Source organism: Virgibacillus ihumii (assembly GCF_902726655.1).
Lineage (GTDB): Bacteria > Bacillota > Bacilli > Bacillales > Amphibacillaceae > Lentibacillus > Lentibacillus ihumii.
The window spans coordinates 2,858,419-2,875,276 of sequence record NZ_CACVAN010000001.1 but is presented as its reverse complement, the minus strand read 5'-3'; the positions used below and the strand labels follow the sequence as shown (position 1 = coordinate 2,875,276).

Genomic DNA, 16,858 nt, shown 5'->3' with positions numbered 1-16,858 from the left:
TTAATTTATAATTTGATTTCAATATCCACACCTGATGGCAAGTCGAGTCTCATTAGCGAGTCAACTGTTTGTGGTGTTGGATTGACAATATCGATTAAGCGTTTATGAGTACGCATTTCAAATTGTTCGCGTGCGTCTTTGTATTTGTGCACTGCACGCAGAACAGTGTATACTGAACGCTCTGTAGGCAACGGAATCGGTCCGGATACACCTGCACCTGAACGTTTAGCCGTATCTACAATTTTTTCAGCAGACTGATCTAAAATACGGTGGTCATACGCTTTTAATCGAATCCTAATCTTTTCTTTTGCCATTATTTTCCCTCCTTTTCGCCCATTTTATAATAGACATTCTCCGTGAAAATTTCTTAACCACCCGCCATGGCAAAGGGGCCGGGTGTGTCAACAACCTTTCACTTCATCGCCTTTGTGACCAACATTCATATTATATAGATAAAATGCGGTCAATGCAACCATTTCTAATAAAAAACTTTTAGATTGCACATCTATGTATTATACAAACTAATTACATGGAATGCAAGGGATTATAGTGAAATTTTGCATGAAATTTGTTGATTTTTAAATTGAGGCAGGTTTTGGACTGCGCATATGTATTCCTGTACCAAAAATTTCGTTGCAGGAAAGTCTTTCTCTTCATTTGAATTGTGAAGTTCCAGCACTTGAATTATGAACTTCTAACACTAAAATGAGAACTTCTAGCACCTAATTTGTGAACTTCTAGCACTCTCAATGAATTCTCTAACACTTTGCTCAAAATAGCCGATTCCGGACGCCCTGATAAGCATAAAAACAGGCAGCGTCGTCACGCTGCCTGTTTTCTTTAGCTAGCTAGCTGATTGCTCTATTACTTCTGAATGGTAGTTACAACGCCGGATCCAACAGTACGTCCGCCTTCACGGATAGAGAAACGGGTACCGTCTTCGATAGCGATTGGTGAAATCAGTTCCACTGCCATTTCGATGTTATCTCCTGGCATTACCATTTCAACGCCTTCTGGAAGTGTAATAACACCAGTAACGTCTGTAGTACGGAAATAGAACTGTGGACGATAGTTTGCAAAAAATGGTGTATGACGTCCACCTTCTTCTTTTGACAATACATAAACTTCAGCCTTGAAGTTAGTGTGTGGTGTAATTGAACCAGGCTTAGCCAATACTTGACCACGGTTGATGTCATCGCGTGATACACCGCGAAGCAGTGCACCAATGTTGTCACCTGCTTCAGCATAGTCAAGAAGCTTACGGAACATTTCCACACCAGTAACAGTTGTTTTAGAAGCTTTCTCAGCAAGACCGATAACTTCTACTTCGTCACCAACTTTAACAGATCCGCGCTCAACACGGCCAGTTGCCACTGTACCACGGCCAGTGATTGAGAATACGTCCTCAACAGGCATCATGAATGGCTTGTCATGGTCACGTTCCGGAGTTGGAATGTACTCATCAACAGCAGACATCAATTCAAAGATTTTTTCTTCATAGTCTGCATCGCCTTCAAGAGCTTTCAGTGCAGAACCTTTAACAACTGGTACATCATCACCAGGGAAGTCATACTCAGTCAACAGATCGCGAACTTCCATTTCAACAAGTTCAAGAAGTTCTTCGTCGTCTACCATGTCACATTTGTTAAGGAATACCACGATTGCAGGAACCCCAACGTTACGTGACAGAAGGATGTGCTCACGAGTTTGCGGCATTGGACCATCAGCAGCAGACACTACCAGGATAGCTCCATCCATTTGTGCTGCACCAGTGATCATGTTTTTAACATAGTCAGCGTGTCCCGGGCAGTCAACGTGAGCATAGTGACGAGTGTCCGTTTCATACTCAACGTGGGAAGTTGCAATTGTAATTCCACGTTCTTTTTCTTCCGGAGCGCCGTCAATTTGGTCATAAGCCATTGCGGTACCTTTACCGGATTTTTTGTGCAATGTAGCAGTGATTGCAGCAGTTAAAGTAGTTTTACCATGGTCAACGTGTCCAATTGTTCCAATGTTTACGTGACTTTTTGAGCGATCGAACTTTTCTTTAGCCATTTATAGTTTCCTCCTTTAAATAAATACAAGTAATTTATTATTTTTAGAATAATTGTCTGCCTTCAATAAAAGTTATACTTCAGAATGAAGAAAAAATCAATTATTCTCCGGCATTTTTCTTAATTATTTCTTCTGAAATGCTCTTCGGTACCTCTTCATAGTGATCAAAATGCATCGTATATTGCCCGCGTCCCTGCGTGTTTGAACGCAATACCGTCGCATAGCCGAACATTTCCGAAAGCGGAACAAATGCTTTAATAACCTGTGCTGGACCACGTGCTTCCATACCTTCCACACGTCCGCGGCGTGATGTGACATCACCCATGATGTCGCCCATGTATTCTTCAGGAATAACAATTTCCACTCGTTCCATTGGCTCAAGCAATACCGCTTGACATTTTTCTTTGGCAGCTTTCAATGCCATTGATCCGGCAATTTTAAAGGCCATTTCGTTTGAGTCAACATCATGATAGCTTCCATCATAAACAGTTGCTTTGAAATCAATCAGTGGGTAACCGGCCAATACACCATTTTCTGCTGATTCAACTATACCCGCTTCAACAGATGGAATGTATTCACGCGGAATAACACCACCAGTAATTTTATTTACAAATTCAAAGCCCGCACCTTCTTCGTTTGGCTCAAATTTAACCCAGGCATGACCGTATTGTCCACGTCCACCTGACTGCTTTATAAATTTACCTTCCACTTCAGCAGAGGCGCGGAATGTCTCACGGTATGCAACCTGTGGAGCACCAACATTTGCTTCAACTTTAAATTCGGCCTTCAAACGGTTAACAATGACATCAAGGTGAAGTTCACCCATCCCGGAAATGATCGTTTGACCAGTCTCCACATTTGTTTCCGTTTTGAAAGTCGGGTCTTCTTCTGCAAGTTTACCCAATGCAATAGCCATTTTATCCTGGTCAGCTTTTGTTTTAGGTTCAATTGCAACAGAGATAACCGGATCAGGGAACTCCATGGACTCCAGAACTACGAGATCTTTCTCGCCACAAAGTGTATCCCCTGTAGATGTATCTTTCAAACCAACAGCAGCTGCAATTTCACCGGAGTAAACCGTTTTGATTTCCTCACGTGAATTAGCGTGCATCTGCAGAATACGACCGACACGTTCACGCTTATCTTTAACAGAGTTCTTAACATATGAGCCGGAATCCAATGTACCGGAATATACGCGGAAGAAAGTCAGCTTCCCAACATACGGGTCAGTCATAACCTTAAATGCCAGTGCCGAGAAAGGTGCTTTGTCATCCGCCGGACGGGTTGTCTCTTCCTCTGTCCCCGGAACGATACCTTCAATTGGAGGCACGTCAGTTGGTGCAGGAAGATAATCAATAACACCATCAAGAACTAATTGTACACCTTTGTTTTTGAATGCTGATCCACCGAATACCGGATAGAATTCAACATTCAATGTCGCTGTACGAATTGCCTGCTTCAGTTCCTCTTCAGAGATTTCCTCTCCTTCAAGATACTTCATCATCAGGTCTTCGTCCAGCTCAGCTACTGCTTCAACAAGACTGGCACGCAATTCTTCGGCCTTATCTTTGTATTCATCCGGGATTTCACGAGCTTCAGCCCGAGTGCCCAGATCATCTTCATAATAGAAAGCTTTCATCGAAATCAGGTCAATGATACCTTCGAAATTATCTTCAGCACCGATTGGCAGTTGAACAGCATGTGCATTGGCACCTAAACGTTCTTTCAGTGTATTAGTTGAATAAAGGAAGTCTGCACCGACTTTATCCATCTTGTTTATAAAAACAATTCTTGGTACACCGTATGTTGTCGCCTGACGCCATACAGTTTCGGTTTGCGGTTCCACACCCGATTGAGCATCAAGCACTGTTACCGCACCATCAAGTACACGCAGCGAACGCTCAACTTCAACAGTGAAGTCCACGTGTCCCGGTGTATCGATGATGTTTATACGATGGTTTTTCCATTGAGCAGTTGTTGCTGCGGAAGTGATCGTGATTCCGCGTTCCTGCTCCTGCTCCATCCAGTCCATCTGTGATGCACCTTCATGAGTTTCACCAATTTTATGAATACGTCCTGTGTAGAAAAGAATACGCTCAGTAGTAGTGGTTTTACCTGCGTCAATATGCGCCATAATACCAATATTACGCGTCTTTTCCAAGGAGAACTCTCTAGGCATGTATTCTTCTCCTTCCTGTTATTTGCTATATTTGGTTTTTTACCAGCGATAGTGAGCAAATGCTTTGTTTGCTTCGGCCATCTTGTGCAGTTCTTCGCGTTTTTTAACGGATGCGCCGGTGTTATTGGAAGCATCCAGAATTTCATTAGCAAGACGCTCTTCCATTGTCTTTTCGCCTCGCAGGCGGGAATAATTAACAACATAGCGCAAGCCTAATGCCTGGCGACGTTCCGGGCGCACTTCCATTGGTACCTGGTAGTTTGAACCACCGACACGGCGAGCTCGCACTTCAAGTACCGGCATAACGTTTTTCATTGCCTGTTCAAAAACTTCCATTGCATTCTGTCCGCTTCTCTCGGCTACAAGTTCAAATGCATTGTATAGGATTTTTTGAGCTTTACCCCTTTTACCATCAATCATAATCTGGTTGATCAATCGAGTTACTAATTTTGATTTATAAAGCGGATCCGGCAAGACATCGCGTTTAGGTACTGGTCCTTTACGTGGCATATGTCCCCCTCCTTTCCCTGAAGTTGATAGTCAATTTATTTCTTTTTAGGTTTTTTGGTTCCGTATTTGGAACGGCCTTGCATACGTCCTTCAACTCCGGCAGTATCAAGTGCTCCGCGCACGATATGATAACGTACCCCTGGAAGGTCCTTAACACGGCCACCACGAAGCAATACTACACTGTGCTCCTGCAGGTTGTGACCAATACCTGGAATGTATGCTGTTACTTCCATGTTGTTGGACAAACGAACACGTGCATATTTACGCAGTGCAGAGTTTGGTTTCTTCGGTGTCAGTGTGCCGACACGAGTACACACTCCGCGTTTTTGTGGTGAGTTCTGGTTTGTGAATTTCTTTTTGAAGCTGTTATACCCTCTGTTAAGTGCAGGAGAGTCATACTTCTTTGGTTTATTCACCCGGCCTTTACGTACCAGTTGATTAATAGTAGGCATTATATTTTCCTCCCTTCCTGTTATGGTTTTCTGTTAATACAGCATCCACCTGTTCGCGTTTTGTCGTCCCACATATCCAGGTGGTTCATCTTTGAGTAAAAAACAAAGCCTTCGCGTCAAAAGAACGCCAAAACCTTTATTGTCTTACTGCTGCTGCAGATGCTCCGACATCGATGCCGCATGCTTCCCCCAACCTTTTCATTGAGTCAACGCGCTTGCAAGAAACATTCATTTCATCGGCTAAAAGTTCTATCTTTTCCGTGATATGGTGATCAGCATCATCAGCAATAAACACTTCGCTAACTTGACCATTCCTTATAGCTTTAAGCGTTTGTTTCGTTCCGATTATTAAGTTGGATTTAACTTGAGCTACTTTTTCATAAGACATCCTCATATCCTCCAAAGTAACAAGCATAATCGGAAGCACCTTGATTATATTACCATTCTCGTTTTTTAATGTCAACTTAAATTTTTGGTATTTTTTTGTGCTCCCGATTTATTAACTTGTCATCGAAAATGATTATTGCACCGCTTCTGTTTCTTCGGCTGCTTCAACATTTTCCTCTATCTCATCTGTAGATGGTCTGATTTTACGATAACGGTTAATTCCAGTACCAGCCGGAACTAATTTACCGATAATAACATTTTCTTTCAGACCAAGCAGTTCATCCCGCTTTCCTTTGATAGCTGCATCTGTCAGGACACGAGTCGTTTCCTGGAAGGATGCGGCTGACAGGAATGAGTCGGTTTCAAGTGATGCCTTCGTGATACCAAGCAATACCGGTTTTCCGACTGCAGGTTCTTTCCCTTCCTGTAAGACAGGTGTATTGGCATCCTTGAATTGGTGAATTTCAAGCAATGATCCTGGTAGTACATTCGTTTCTCCTGATTCGATAACACGGATCTTACGAAGCATTTGCCGTACCATAACTTCAACGTGTTTGTCACCAATTTCAACACCCTGCATACGGTAAACGCGTTGAACTTCCATAAGCAGATAATCCTGCACGCCTTCTACGCCCTGAACGCGAAGGAGTTCTTTCGGATCGACTGAACCCTCGGTAAGTTCTTCACCCGCGATTACTTCATCACCAGCTGAAACTTTCATGCGAGCATTATATGGAACAGCATAGGAGCGCTGTTCTACATCTCCCTGGACAACTATCTCCTGTTTATCCTTCACTTCTTTAATTTCATGAATGGTTCCATGAATTTCACTGATAACAGCTTGCCCTTTAGGGTTACGCGCTTCAAACAGTTCCTGGATACGCGGCAGCCCCTGTGTAATATCGTCTCCTGCAACACCGCCTGTGTGGAATGTACGCATTGTCAACTGTGTACCAGGTTCACCGATAGATTGTGCTGCAATAATTCCTACCGCTTCACCAACTTCCACTTCATCACCTGTTGCAAGGTTACGTCCATAACATTTCTGGCAGACACCATGTTTTGTATTACATGTAAATGCCGAGCGGATTGTTACCTGTTCAATTCCTGCTTCAACGACTTGTTTTGCCTGATCTTCTGAAATGACAGTGTCATTTTCAACGATGACCTCACCCGTTTCTGGATGCTTAACATCCTGAAACGCAGTCCGGCCGATAAGCCGGTCAATTAATGGCTCGATGAGTTCTGTGCCATCTGTCAATGCTGAAACAGTCAATCCGCGATCAGTTCCACAATCGTCTTCTCGGATAATGACATCCTGCGCCACATCGACCAGTCGGCGGGTCAAATAGCCAGAGTCCGCTGTTTTTAGCGCTGTGTCAGCAAGTCCTTTACGGGCACCGTGTGTGGAAATAAAGTATTCCAATACGGTTAGTCCTTCGCGGAAGCTCGATTTAATCGGCAGTTCCATAATTTCACCGGCCGGGTTGGCCATCAGACCACGCATACCGGCAAGCTGTGTAAAGTTGGATGCGTTACCTCGAGCGCCCGAATCACTCATCATGAAAATCGGATTCCGCTTATCAAGGGATCCCATCAGTTTTTCCTGGATCGTGTCTTTCGCCTGTGACCAGATCGCAATAACACGGTCATAGCGTTCCTCATCGGTAATTAAACCGCGGCGGAATTGTTTCAGTACTTTATCAACTTTTTCCTGAGCTTCTTCAAGCACAGTTTCTTTCTCTGCCAATACAACAATGTCAGAAACGCCAACTGTCAGCCCAGCCTTGGTTGAATAACTGAAACCTAAATCTTTCATCCGGTCAAGCATTTTGGAAGTCTCACTGATTTTGAACCGTTTAAATACTTCAGCGATGATATCTCCAAGAATACCTTTTTTAAACGGAGCGATACCCTCCCGCTTTTCAATCTCTTCTTTAACGTTTGTGCCCTGTTCAACAAAATATTTCCCCGGTGTCTTAACTTCCAGGTTGTCATTTGTCGGTTCATTGATATACGGAAACGATTCTGGCAATATTTCATTAAAAATCAGTTTTCCGACAGTAGTCAGCAGCAGCTGATTATTTTGTTCTTTAGTAAATGACCTTTTGTTAAGGCTTGACGCCTGAACAGCAATTCTTGAATGCAGATGCACATAACCATTCTGATAGGCCATCAATGCTTCATTAATATCTTTGAAAATACTGCCTTCTCCTGCAGCACCTTCACGTTCAAGCGTGAGGTAATAGTTACCAAGCACCATATCCTGCGATGGTGTAACAACCGGTTTACCATCTTTCGGGTTCAGGATATTTTGCGCAGCCAGCATAAGGATACGTGCTTCCGCTTGCGCTTCTGCAGATAATGGTACGTGCACCGCCATCTGGTCGCCATCAAAATCGGCGTTATACGCTGTACAAACCAGTGGATGCAGCCGGATCGCGCGACCTTCCACCAACACCGGTTCAAACGACTGAATACCAAGCCGGTGCAATGTTGGGGCGCGGTTAAGCATAACCGGATGTTCCTTGATTACTTCTTCGAGCACATCCCATACTTCCGGGTGTACACGTTCGATTTTGCGTTTGGCTGATTTGATGTTATGTGCAAAGCCTTTTTCAACCAGTTCCTTCATAATAAATGGCTTAAATAACTCAAGTGCCATTTCTTTCGGCAGCCCGCACTGATACATTTTCAGGCTTGGTCCGACAACGATTACGGAACGACCTGAGTAGTCAACGCGTTTTCCAAGCAGATTCTGGCGGAAACGCCCTTGTTTACCTTTCAGCATGTGTGAAAGAGATTTAAGCGGACGATTACCCGGTCCGGTAACTGGCCGGCCACGGCGTCCATTATCAATTAATGCGTCAACTGCTTCCTGCAGCATACGTTTTTCATTTTGAACGATGATGCTTGGTGCACCAAGGTCCAACAAACGCTTCAGACGATTGTTTCGGTTAATAACCCGACGATAAAGATCGTTCAGGTCTGAAGTGGCAAAACGACCGCCATCCAGCTGTACCATCGGACGGATTTCCGGCGGGATTACCGGTAAGACATCGAGAATCATCCATGATGTTTCATTCCCGGAATGACGAAATGCTTCCAATACTTCCAGCCGCTTAATGGCCCTGGTCCTGCGTTGACCCTGTGCAGTTTTCAGTTCTTCCTGCAGCATATCAACTTCTTTTTCCAAATCAATGTCCTGCAGAAGCTTACGGATTGCTTCGGCACCCATTTGTGCCTTAAACGACTTTCCGTACTTATCATAATAAGCCCGGTATTCCTTCTCGGATAGAAGTTGCTTCTTCTCCAGTGGTGTATCCCCTGATTCCGTAACGATGTACGCAGCAAAATAAATAACTTCTTCCAGCGCACGTGGCGACATATCCAGCACAAGGCCCATACGGCTCGGAATACCTTTAAAATACCAGATATGCGATACCGGAGCAGCCAGCTCGATATGACCCATGCGTTCACGGCGTACCTTCGCCTTCGTTACTTCCACTCCGCAACGATCACAGACAACACCTTTATAACGTACACGTTTATATTTCCCGCAATGACATTCCCAGTCCTTTTGCGGCCCGAAAATACGCTCACAAAACAGACCGTCCTTCTCAGGCTTTAATGTACGATAGTTGATTGTTTCCGGCTTTTTAACCTCGCCGTATGACCAGGAGCGGATTTTTTCAGGTGAAGCCAATCCAATTTTCATATACTCAAAGTTATTTACATCTAGCAAGGGGCCTACCTCCCTTTTAGTGTCCGATTTTCCCAAATGCCAATAATGAAATTTATCATGATGATACTGGCCCCTATATAAAGGGCCAGTCACACTTCATATCTAACCTTCTTCAACTTCCAGATTCAATTTACTTGCGGCCTGTGTTTCCTCTTCCTCCAGTTCACGCATTTCAATTTCTGATTCATCACTGGAAAGCATTTTAACATCCAACCCAAGACTTTGCAGTTCCTTAATCAATACCTTGAATGATTCTGGTACACCAGGTTCCGGAACGTTGTCTCCTTTTACAATGGATTCATATGTTTTCACACGGCCAACAACATCATCAGACTTCACTGTTAAAATTTCCTGCAGTGTATAGGCGGCACCATATGCTTCCAATGCCCAAACTTCCATTTCACCAAAACGCTGACCACCGAATTGCGCCTTACCACCAAGCGGTTGCTGTGTTACAAGTGAGTATGGACCAGTAGAACGCGCGTGCAGCTTATCATCAACCATATGGGCAAGCTTAATCATATAGGATACCCCTACTGAAATACGGTTATCAAATGGTTCGCCTGTTCTTCCGTCATATAATACAGATTTGGCATCTTTAGGCATTCCAGCTTCTTCAAGGGTCTCCCAGACATCCTGTTCATTTGCCCCGTCAAAAACCGGGGTTGCCATATGAAGCCCAAGCTGTCTTGCTGCCATACCCAAGTGCAGTTCAAACACCTGTCCGATATTCATTCGTGATGGCACACCCAATGGGTTAAGCATGATATCGATCGGTGTCCCATCAGGAAGGAAAGGCATATCCTCTTCCGGAAGTATTTTCGAAATAACACCTTTGTTACCATGACGTCCGGCCATTTTGTCGCCTTCCGAAATTTTACGCTTCTGAACGATATAAGCGCGAACCAGCTGATTAACACCCGGAGGCAGCTCATCACCATCTTCACGGTTGAAGATTTTGACGTCAAGTACGATTCCACCTGCACCGTGCGGCACTTTCAGCGACGTGTCACGGACTTCGCGGGCCTTTTCACCAAAGATGGCGTGCAGCAGTCTTTCCTCGGCAGAAAGTTCTGTTACACCTTTAGGAGTTACTTTCCCTACTAAAATATCACCATCTGTTACTTCAGCACCAACACGGATAATTCCCTGTTCATCAAGATTTTTCAGCGCATCTTCACCAACATTCGGAATATCTCTCGTAATCTCCTCAGGTCCAAGTTTAGTATCGCGTGCTTCAGATTCATATTCTTCTATATGGATCGATGTGTACACATCGTCTTTAACCAGACGCTCACTCATGATGATGGCATCCTCGTAGTTATAACCTTCCCAAGTCATGAAACCGGTAAGGACATTTCGACCTAAAGCCAACTCTCCGTCTTCCATGGAAGGACCATCCGCCAAAATCTCGCCTTTGGTTACACGGTCACCCTGGCTTACTATCGGTCGCTGGTTATAGCACGTTCCCTGATTGGAGCGGATATATTTTTGTAATCGGTAACTGTCCAAATCGCCTTTCACTTCATTCCCGTCAACGTTGGAAACCCGACGAACATGGACCGATTTTGCCTCCACTTTTTCAACAATACCTTCGTTGCGGCAAATAATTGAAGCACCGGAGTCTTTACCGGAGACATACTCCATGCCGGTTCCGACGATCGGAGCTTCCGGCTGCATCAATGGAACTGCCTGACGCTGCATGTTTGCGCCCATTAATGCACGGTTGGAGTCATCGTTCTCCAAAAATGGAATACATGCTGTTGCAGCGGAAACCACCTGTTTAGGCGACACGTCCATATAATCCAGTTTTTCGCGCGGAACAACAGTGTTCTCCCCACGGAAACGAGCAATAACTTCATCATCTGTAAAGGTGCCGTCCTCATCCAGTTTAGCGTTAGCCTGTGCAACCACATAATTATCTTCTTCGTCAGCAGTAAGGTAATCAATTTCTGCTGTAACTTTACCAGTCTCCGTATCAACTCGGCGATATGGTGTTTCGATAAATCCAAACTTATTAACTTTCGCGTAACTTGACAGTGAGTTAATCAAGCCGATGTTTGGTCCTTCAGGAGTTTCAATTGGACACATACGCCCGTAGTGAGAATAGTGAACATCCCGAACTTCAAAACCGGCGCGCTCACGAGTTAATCCGCCAGGTCCCAGCGCGGAGAGGCGGCGTTTGTGTGTCAATTCCGCCAGCGGATTTGTCTGATCCATAAACTGGGATAACTGTGAACTACCGAAGAACTCTTTAATCGATGCAATAACCGGTCGGATATTTATCAATTGCTGTGGTGTAATGCTGGAAGTGTCCTGAATGGACATCCGTTCACGCACAACACGCTCCATTCTGGATAACCCGATCCGGAATTGGTTTTGCAGCAATTCGCCGACAGAACGAAGTCTGCGGTTGCCCAAGTGGTCAATATCATCCGTTCCTCCAACCATATGAAGCAGGTTAAAGAAATAGCTGATGGATGAAAGTATATCAGCAGGCATAATGTTCTTAACATCCCAGTCAATACCTGCATTCCCAATTACATTCAAGGCACGTTCACCGCTTGGGTCTGTTGGATCGACAATTTTTATCGACTGAAGCTCAATAGGGTCTTCCAGAACACCTTCAGCAGGCTCTAATACTTTCTCCCCGATTTTATCTTCTTCTTTCTCCAGATATGGAATAACCTTATTAAGCAACTTCCGCTCCAGCTTATCCCCTTTTTGCGCCAGGACTTCTCCGGTTTCCGGATCAACTATCGGCTCCGCAAGCACCTGGTTAAACAGGCGATTTTTGATGTGAAGCTTTTTATTCATTTTATACCGGCCAACATGCGCAAGATCATATCGTTTCGGATCAAAGAACCGCGAAATCAATAAACTTTTTGCATTCTCAACTGTTGGCGGCTCACCCGGACGAAGACGCTCGTAGATTTCAAGCAGCGCTTTCTCTGTTGTCTCGGTATTATCTTTTTCAAGTGTATTTTTAAGGTATTCATTCTCACCGAGAAGATCAATAATTTCCTGGTCGGTACTGAATCCAAGCGCACGCAAAAGCACCGTTACCGGCAGCTTCCGAGTACGGTCAATTCTTACATATGCGACATCTTTGGCGTCTGTCTCCATTTCGAGCCAGGCCCCGCGGTTTGGAATAACAGTTGCAGTTACTCCTCTTTTACCGTTTTTGTCTATCTTTTCGTTATAATAGACACTTGGCGAACGGACAAGCTGCGAAACGATAACACGTTCAGCTCCATTTATGATAAAAGTACCTGTGTCTGTCATTAATGGGAAGTCACCCATGAATACTTCCTGCTCTTTCACTTCACCGGTCTCATTATTGATTAAACGAACCTTGACACGAAGCGGAGCATTATATGTCACGTCCCGATCCTTTGATTCATCTACAGGATACTTTGGTTCTCCCAGACTATAATCGACAAACTCGAGTGATAGGTTACCTGTGAAATCTTCAATAGGAGAAATATCCTTGAACATTTCCCTTAGACCTTCTTCCAGGAACCATTGATAAGAAGCGGTTTGAATTTCGATTAGATTTGGTAATTCCAATACCTCGCTGATACGCGCATAGCTTCTGCGCTGGCGATGACGTCCATACTGAACTAGTTGACCTGCCAACTGCTTCACCCCTCAAATCATGCATTTTTACGGACACTGAATGCCCCTGAAAAAATGACTCATAATATTTATTAAAAAAACATGCTGCTGCAAAAACAGCTGTTTGAATCGTATTAATTTGATGATAAGAAACAACAATAGCACTTGTACTATTGCCTGATTAACATGCCGGGCAAACTTGCAAACGGATTATTACAAGTCATAATCCTGCATCACTTTGCATCGGTTATTACTGTAAAATTTGTAACACCGATTTTCTTACCATGATAAAAGAACTAACTATACATATAATATAAAAATAGAAAAAAGGTTTTCAGAAAAAAACCTTCATTGTGTATTTTGGTGGATTTTACCATTGTCCCCTATTGTCAATGATTTATACGTTTCAACTTATATGAAATTTCCTCTTGACAAAGGAACTCCCATGTTAGCATTTTACTATATTAACACACCTGTATTGTTTGGTCAAACCGTAATGCTTTTTTAACATAAAAGGTCTGCAAACCTATAGTGTTTTGTTGGTAAGTACTACCTTAACGGGAAATTGCTCACCATTTCAATTCTCTTGCAACAGACGGCAGCATTATTGTTTTACTGACACGAACAGAAAATAACCTTTACTTCTTTCGACAACTTCCACATTGCCAAATATGGACTCCAGTTTTGCTTTAGCTGTCGGCGCACCTTGTTTCTTCTGGATGACAACCCATAATTGACCACCTTCCAGCAATGCAGCACCGCTTTCCTCAAACATGGAATGAACGACGCTCTTCCCAGCCCTTATCGGGGGATTTGTTACAATTGCTGCAAACGTACGATTGTCAAGATTCGCCAGCCGATCGCTTTGAACAATTTCAATATTGGAAACATGATTAACTGCAGCATTTTTTTCAGACAATGTTAAAGCCCGTTCGTTAACATCAGCAAGCACGACACTCCTGTCACTGAAACAATCAGCAAGCGGAATACCTATTGAACCATATCCGCATCCGAGATCCAGAAAGTCGCCTGTTATGGATGGGGCTTTAAAATGTTCTATCAGCAGACGGGAGCCAAAATCGACTTCGTTTTTTGAAAAAACGCCGTAGTCGCTGAAAAAAATATAGTCCCTGCCCCGCAGTGAATAGTGCCATTTCGTTGGTGAACTTTTAGATTGAGGTTTTTGTGAAAAGTAATGCTCTGACATTCCAGCACCTACTTTATTTTATATCGTTGGAGTAAAAACACATATAGAGCCCGCCGGTAAACGACGAGCTCTTTATATAAAACTGCAGTTACTTAAGTTCTACAGATGCGCCCACTTCTTCAAGCTGACCTTTGATTTCTTCAGCTTCTTCTTTAGAAACGCCTTCTTTAACTGCTTTAGGAGCATTGTCTACAACGTCCTTAGCATCTTTCAGGCCAAGACCTGTGATTTCGCGAACTGCTTTTACAACTTTAATTTTAGAATCTCCGGCGCTTTCAAGCACAACGTCAAATTCAGTTTGTTCTTCAGCAGCTTCACCGCCGCCACCGCCGCCAGCAACAGCAACCGGTGCTGCAGCAGTTACTCCGAATTCTTCTTCAATTGCTTTTACAAGATCGTTCAATTCCAATACAGACATTTCTTTAATCGTATCAATGATTTGTTCTTTTGTCATGATTTTGTTCCTCCATTTTCATTTTAGTTTTTTATATCCGATACGCTAAGCAGTTTGCTTATGCGCCTTGTTCTTCCTTTTGATCTGCAACAGATTTTGTTGCATAAGCAAAGTTTCGAACTGGAGCCTGCAATACACTAAGCAGCATTGAAACCATGCCATCGTAGTTTGGCAGATCACCAAGCTCATTAATCTGTTCAAGGCTCGCAATTTCACCTTCGATTACGCCGCCTTTAATTTCAAGTGCATCATGTTCCTTAGAGAAACCTTTCAAAATTTTGGCCGGTGCAACCACATCGTCATTACTGAAAGCAATAGCAGTTGGACCTACCAGGTTTTCGGAAAGATCACCCAATTCAACAGAATCCACCGCACGGCGTGTCATTGAGTTTTTGTAAACTTTGAAATCAACTCCTGCTTCACGCAGTTGTTGACGCAGTTCCGTAACTTCTGCAACATCAAGTCCGCGATAATCTACCAGTACGGTTGATTGGCTGTCACGGAACTTGTCGGCAATTGCCTGTACCTGCTGTTGTTTTTGTTCAATGATTTTATTGTTGGCCATTTTTCCACCTCCTGTATTCACATTCATCATACCGGACACACCGGAGAGACTGACATTAAAAGCCAGGCTCCAATGTCAAAATTAAAAGCCCCCATGCAGACATGGGGGCTTTTTCAGACGACACACAAGAAAATCATAACGATTGAACTCATGCGCGTTTATTAAAACACCTCGGCGGGATATTAAGCGATCTCTCGCACCTGCTGTCTGCGGTACAACGTATTTACTTTATAACGAAAATCAGTATACCTGAATCTCACTTGGATGTCAACTGCAAATTAACGGCGGTAGCCTGATGCATCCACTTTAATTCCCGGTCCCATTGTTGACGTAATAGAAGCATTCTTCATATAAAGACCTTTGGAAGCTTGTGGTTTTACTTTCATAAGTGTTTCAGCCATTGCATCAAAGTTTTCTGCCAGCTTCTCATTATCAAATGAAATTTTGCCGATCGGTACATGGATATTTGCAGATTTATCTACACGGTATTCCACTTTACCTGCTTTGATATCTTTAACGGCTTTTTCCACTTCGAATGTTACCGTACCTGTTTTAGGGTTAGGCATTAAACCTTTTGGTCCAAGCACACGGCCAAGCTTACCAACTTCAGCCATCATATCCGGTGTTGCAACAATCACATCAAATTCAAACCATCCCTGGTTGATTTTGTTGATCAGGTCCTGCTCACCAACATAGTCTGCACCGGCAGCTTCAGCTTCGCTCGCCTTGTCGCCTTTTGCAAATACAAGCACCCGCTGCGTTTTACCAGTTCCATGCGGTAAAACCATTGCTCCGCGGATTTGCTGATCTGCTTTCTTCGGGTCAACTCCCAGACGGAAAGCAGCTTCAACCGTTTCATCAAAGTTTGCTTTAGCAGTTTCTTTCAATAAAGCAACTGCTTCTTGTAATTCATATGATTTCGAACGATCAACAAGTTTTGAAACTTCCTGATACCTTTTACTCTTTTTAGCCATTTTGTTTCCTCCTCAGGTTGTGGTTTTAGCGGTAAGACCTCCCACGTATAAAAGCACCCGCTAACCCTGATGCTTTTATAACAGTGAAAAGGCTGCAGGAGCCACCGCTCCTATTCACAGCCATTTCTTCAGTCCTTCAGTATTAGTCTTCAATCGTAATGCCCATGCTGCGTGCAGTTCCTTCAACCATACGCATTGCAGCATCCATATCAGCTGCATTTAAGTCAGGCATTTTGGTTTCCGCAATTTCCTGAACTTTGTCACGCTTAACAGAAGCTACTTTATTACGGTTTGGTTCACCTGAAGCAGTATCAATACCAGCTGCCTTTTTAAGCAACACTGCAGCAGGTGGAGTTTTTGTGATAAATGTAAATGAACGGTCTTCAAATACCGTGATTTCAACCGGAATAATCATACCAGCTTGATCTTGCGTACGTGCGTTAAATTCCTTACAGAATCCCATGATGTTCACACCTGCTTGACCCAATGCCGGTCCTACTGGCGGTGCTGGATTTGCTTTGCCAGCCGGGATCTGCAATTTAACTAACTTAATTACTTTTTTAGCCACGAGACACACCTCCTTAAAGTCCGTGATGTGGTAATAGGGGTGACCCCTCCCACTCATTATTAGCCATTCCCTCCGAAATCTCGGAGACATAAATAACAAAAGAATTTTAGCATGTATTGATAAAATATGCAAGGTTTTGTTGTG

General features: G+C 43.6%; 13 protein-coding genes and 1 other annotated feature. All 13 genes read right to left on the bottom strand.

Annotated elements, in window-relative coordinates; genetic code table 11:
• Nucleotides 1-5: 5 nt before the first annotated feature.
• Nucleotides 6-314, bottom strand: coding sequence for a 30S ribosomal protein S10 (rpsJ, locus tag HUX68_RS13945; protein ID WP_174615396.1), 309 nt, complete (start codon nt 312-314; stop codon nt 6-8).
• A 550-nt stretch (nt 315-864) separates the two neighbouring features.
• A complete protein-coding gene (gene tuf / locus HUX68_RS13940) occupies nt 865-2,055 on the bottom strand; it encodes an elongation factor Tu (RefSeq protein WP_174615395.1) in 1,191 nt (396 codons plus the stop codon).
• 100 nt (nt 2,056-2,155) lie between these two features.
• Nucleotides 2,156-4,234 (bottom strand): elongation factor G, encoded by a 2,079-nt coding sequence (gene fusA, locus HUX68_RS13935; protein ID WP_174615394.1) that lies wholly within the window; start codon nt 4,232-4,234, stop codon nt 2,156-2,158.
• 39 nt (nt 4,235-4,273) lie between these two features.
• Nucleotides 4,274-4,744: a 30S ribosomal protein S7 gene (gene rpsG / locus HUX68_RS13930; protein ID WP_174615393.1), complete on the bottom strand. Its 471-nt coding sequence runs from the start codon at nt 4,742-4,744 to the stop codon at nt 4,274-4,276.
• 35 nt (nt 4,745-4,779) lie between these two features.
• Nucleotides 4,780-5,196 carry a 30S ribosomal protein S12 gene (gene rpsL / locus HUX68_RS13925; protein ID WP_174615392.1) on the bottom strand — a complete coding sequence of 139 codons (417 nt, stop codon included), beginning with the start codon at nt 5,194-5,196 and terminating at the stop codon, nt 4,780-4,782.
• A gap of 136 nt (nt 5,197-5,332) precedes the next feature.
• The gene (locus HUX68_RS13920) at nt 5,333-5,584 is read right to left on the bottom strand and encodes a 50S ribosomal protein L7ae-like protein (RefSeq protein WP_174615391.1); all 252 of its coding nucleotides are present in this window, start codon (nt 5,582-5,584) and stop codon (nt 5,333-5,335) included.
• Nucleotides 5,585-5,716: 132 nt separating this feature from the next.
• On the bottom strand, nt 5,717-9,328 hold the full coding sequence (gene rpoC / locus HUX68_RS13915) for a DNA-directed RNA polymerase subunit beta' (protein WP_174615390.1): 3,612 nt from the start codon (nt 9,326-9,328) through the stop codon (nt 5,717-5,719).
• 102 nt (nt 9,329-9,430) lie between these two features.
• Complete coding sequence (gene rpoB, locus HUX68_RS13910) at nt 9,431-12,976, bottom strand: DNA-directed RNA polymerase subunit beta (protein WP_174615389.1); 3,546 nt, start codon at nt 12,974-12,976, stop codon at nt 9,431-9,433.
• A gap of 574 nt (nt 12,977-13,550) precedes the next feature.
• Complete coding sequence (locus HUX68_RS13905) at nt 13,551-14,153, bottom strand: class I SAM-dependent methyltransferase (RefSeq protein WP_174615388.1); 603 nt, start codon at nt 14,151-14,153, stop codon at nt 13,551-13,553.
• Nucleotides 14,154-14,241: 88 nt separating this feature from the next.
• Nucleotides 14,242-14,607: a 50S ribosomal protein L7/L12 gene (gene rplL, locus HUX68_RS13900; protein ID WP_174615387.1), complete on the bottom strand. Its 366-nt coding sequence runs from the start codon at nt 14,605-14,607 to the stop codon at nt 14,242-14,244.
• Between the two features lie 58 nt (nt 14,608-14,665).
• Nucleotides 14,666-15,172, bottom strand: a complete 507-nt coding sequence (rplJ, locus tag HUX68_RS13895) for a 50S ribosomal protein L10 (protein WP_174615386.1) — start codon at nt 15,170-15,172, stop codon at nt 14,666-14,668.
• A 72-nt stretch (nt 15,173-15,244) separates the two neighbouring features.
• Nucleotides 15,245-15,403: a sequence feature (ribosomal protein L10 leader region), on the bottom strand.
• Nucleotides 15,404-15,450: 47 nt separating this feature from the next.
• Nucleotides 15,451-16,146, bottom strand: coding sequence for a 50S ribosomal protein L1 (gene rplA / locus HUX68_RS13890; RefSeq protein ID WP_174615385.1), 696 nt, complete (start codon nt 16,144-16,146; stop codon nt 15,451-15,453).
• 142 nt (nt 16,147-16,288) lie between these two features.
• Nucleotides 16,289-16,714 carry a 50S ribosomal protein L11 gene (rplK, locus tag HUX68_RS13885; RefSeq protein WP_174615384.1) on the bottom strand — a complete coding sequence of 142 codons (426 nt, stop codon included), beginning with the start codon at nt 16,712-16,714 and terminating at the stop codon, nt 16,289-16,291.
• Nucleotides 16,715-16,858: the final 144 nt, after the last annotated feature.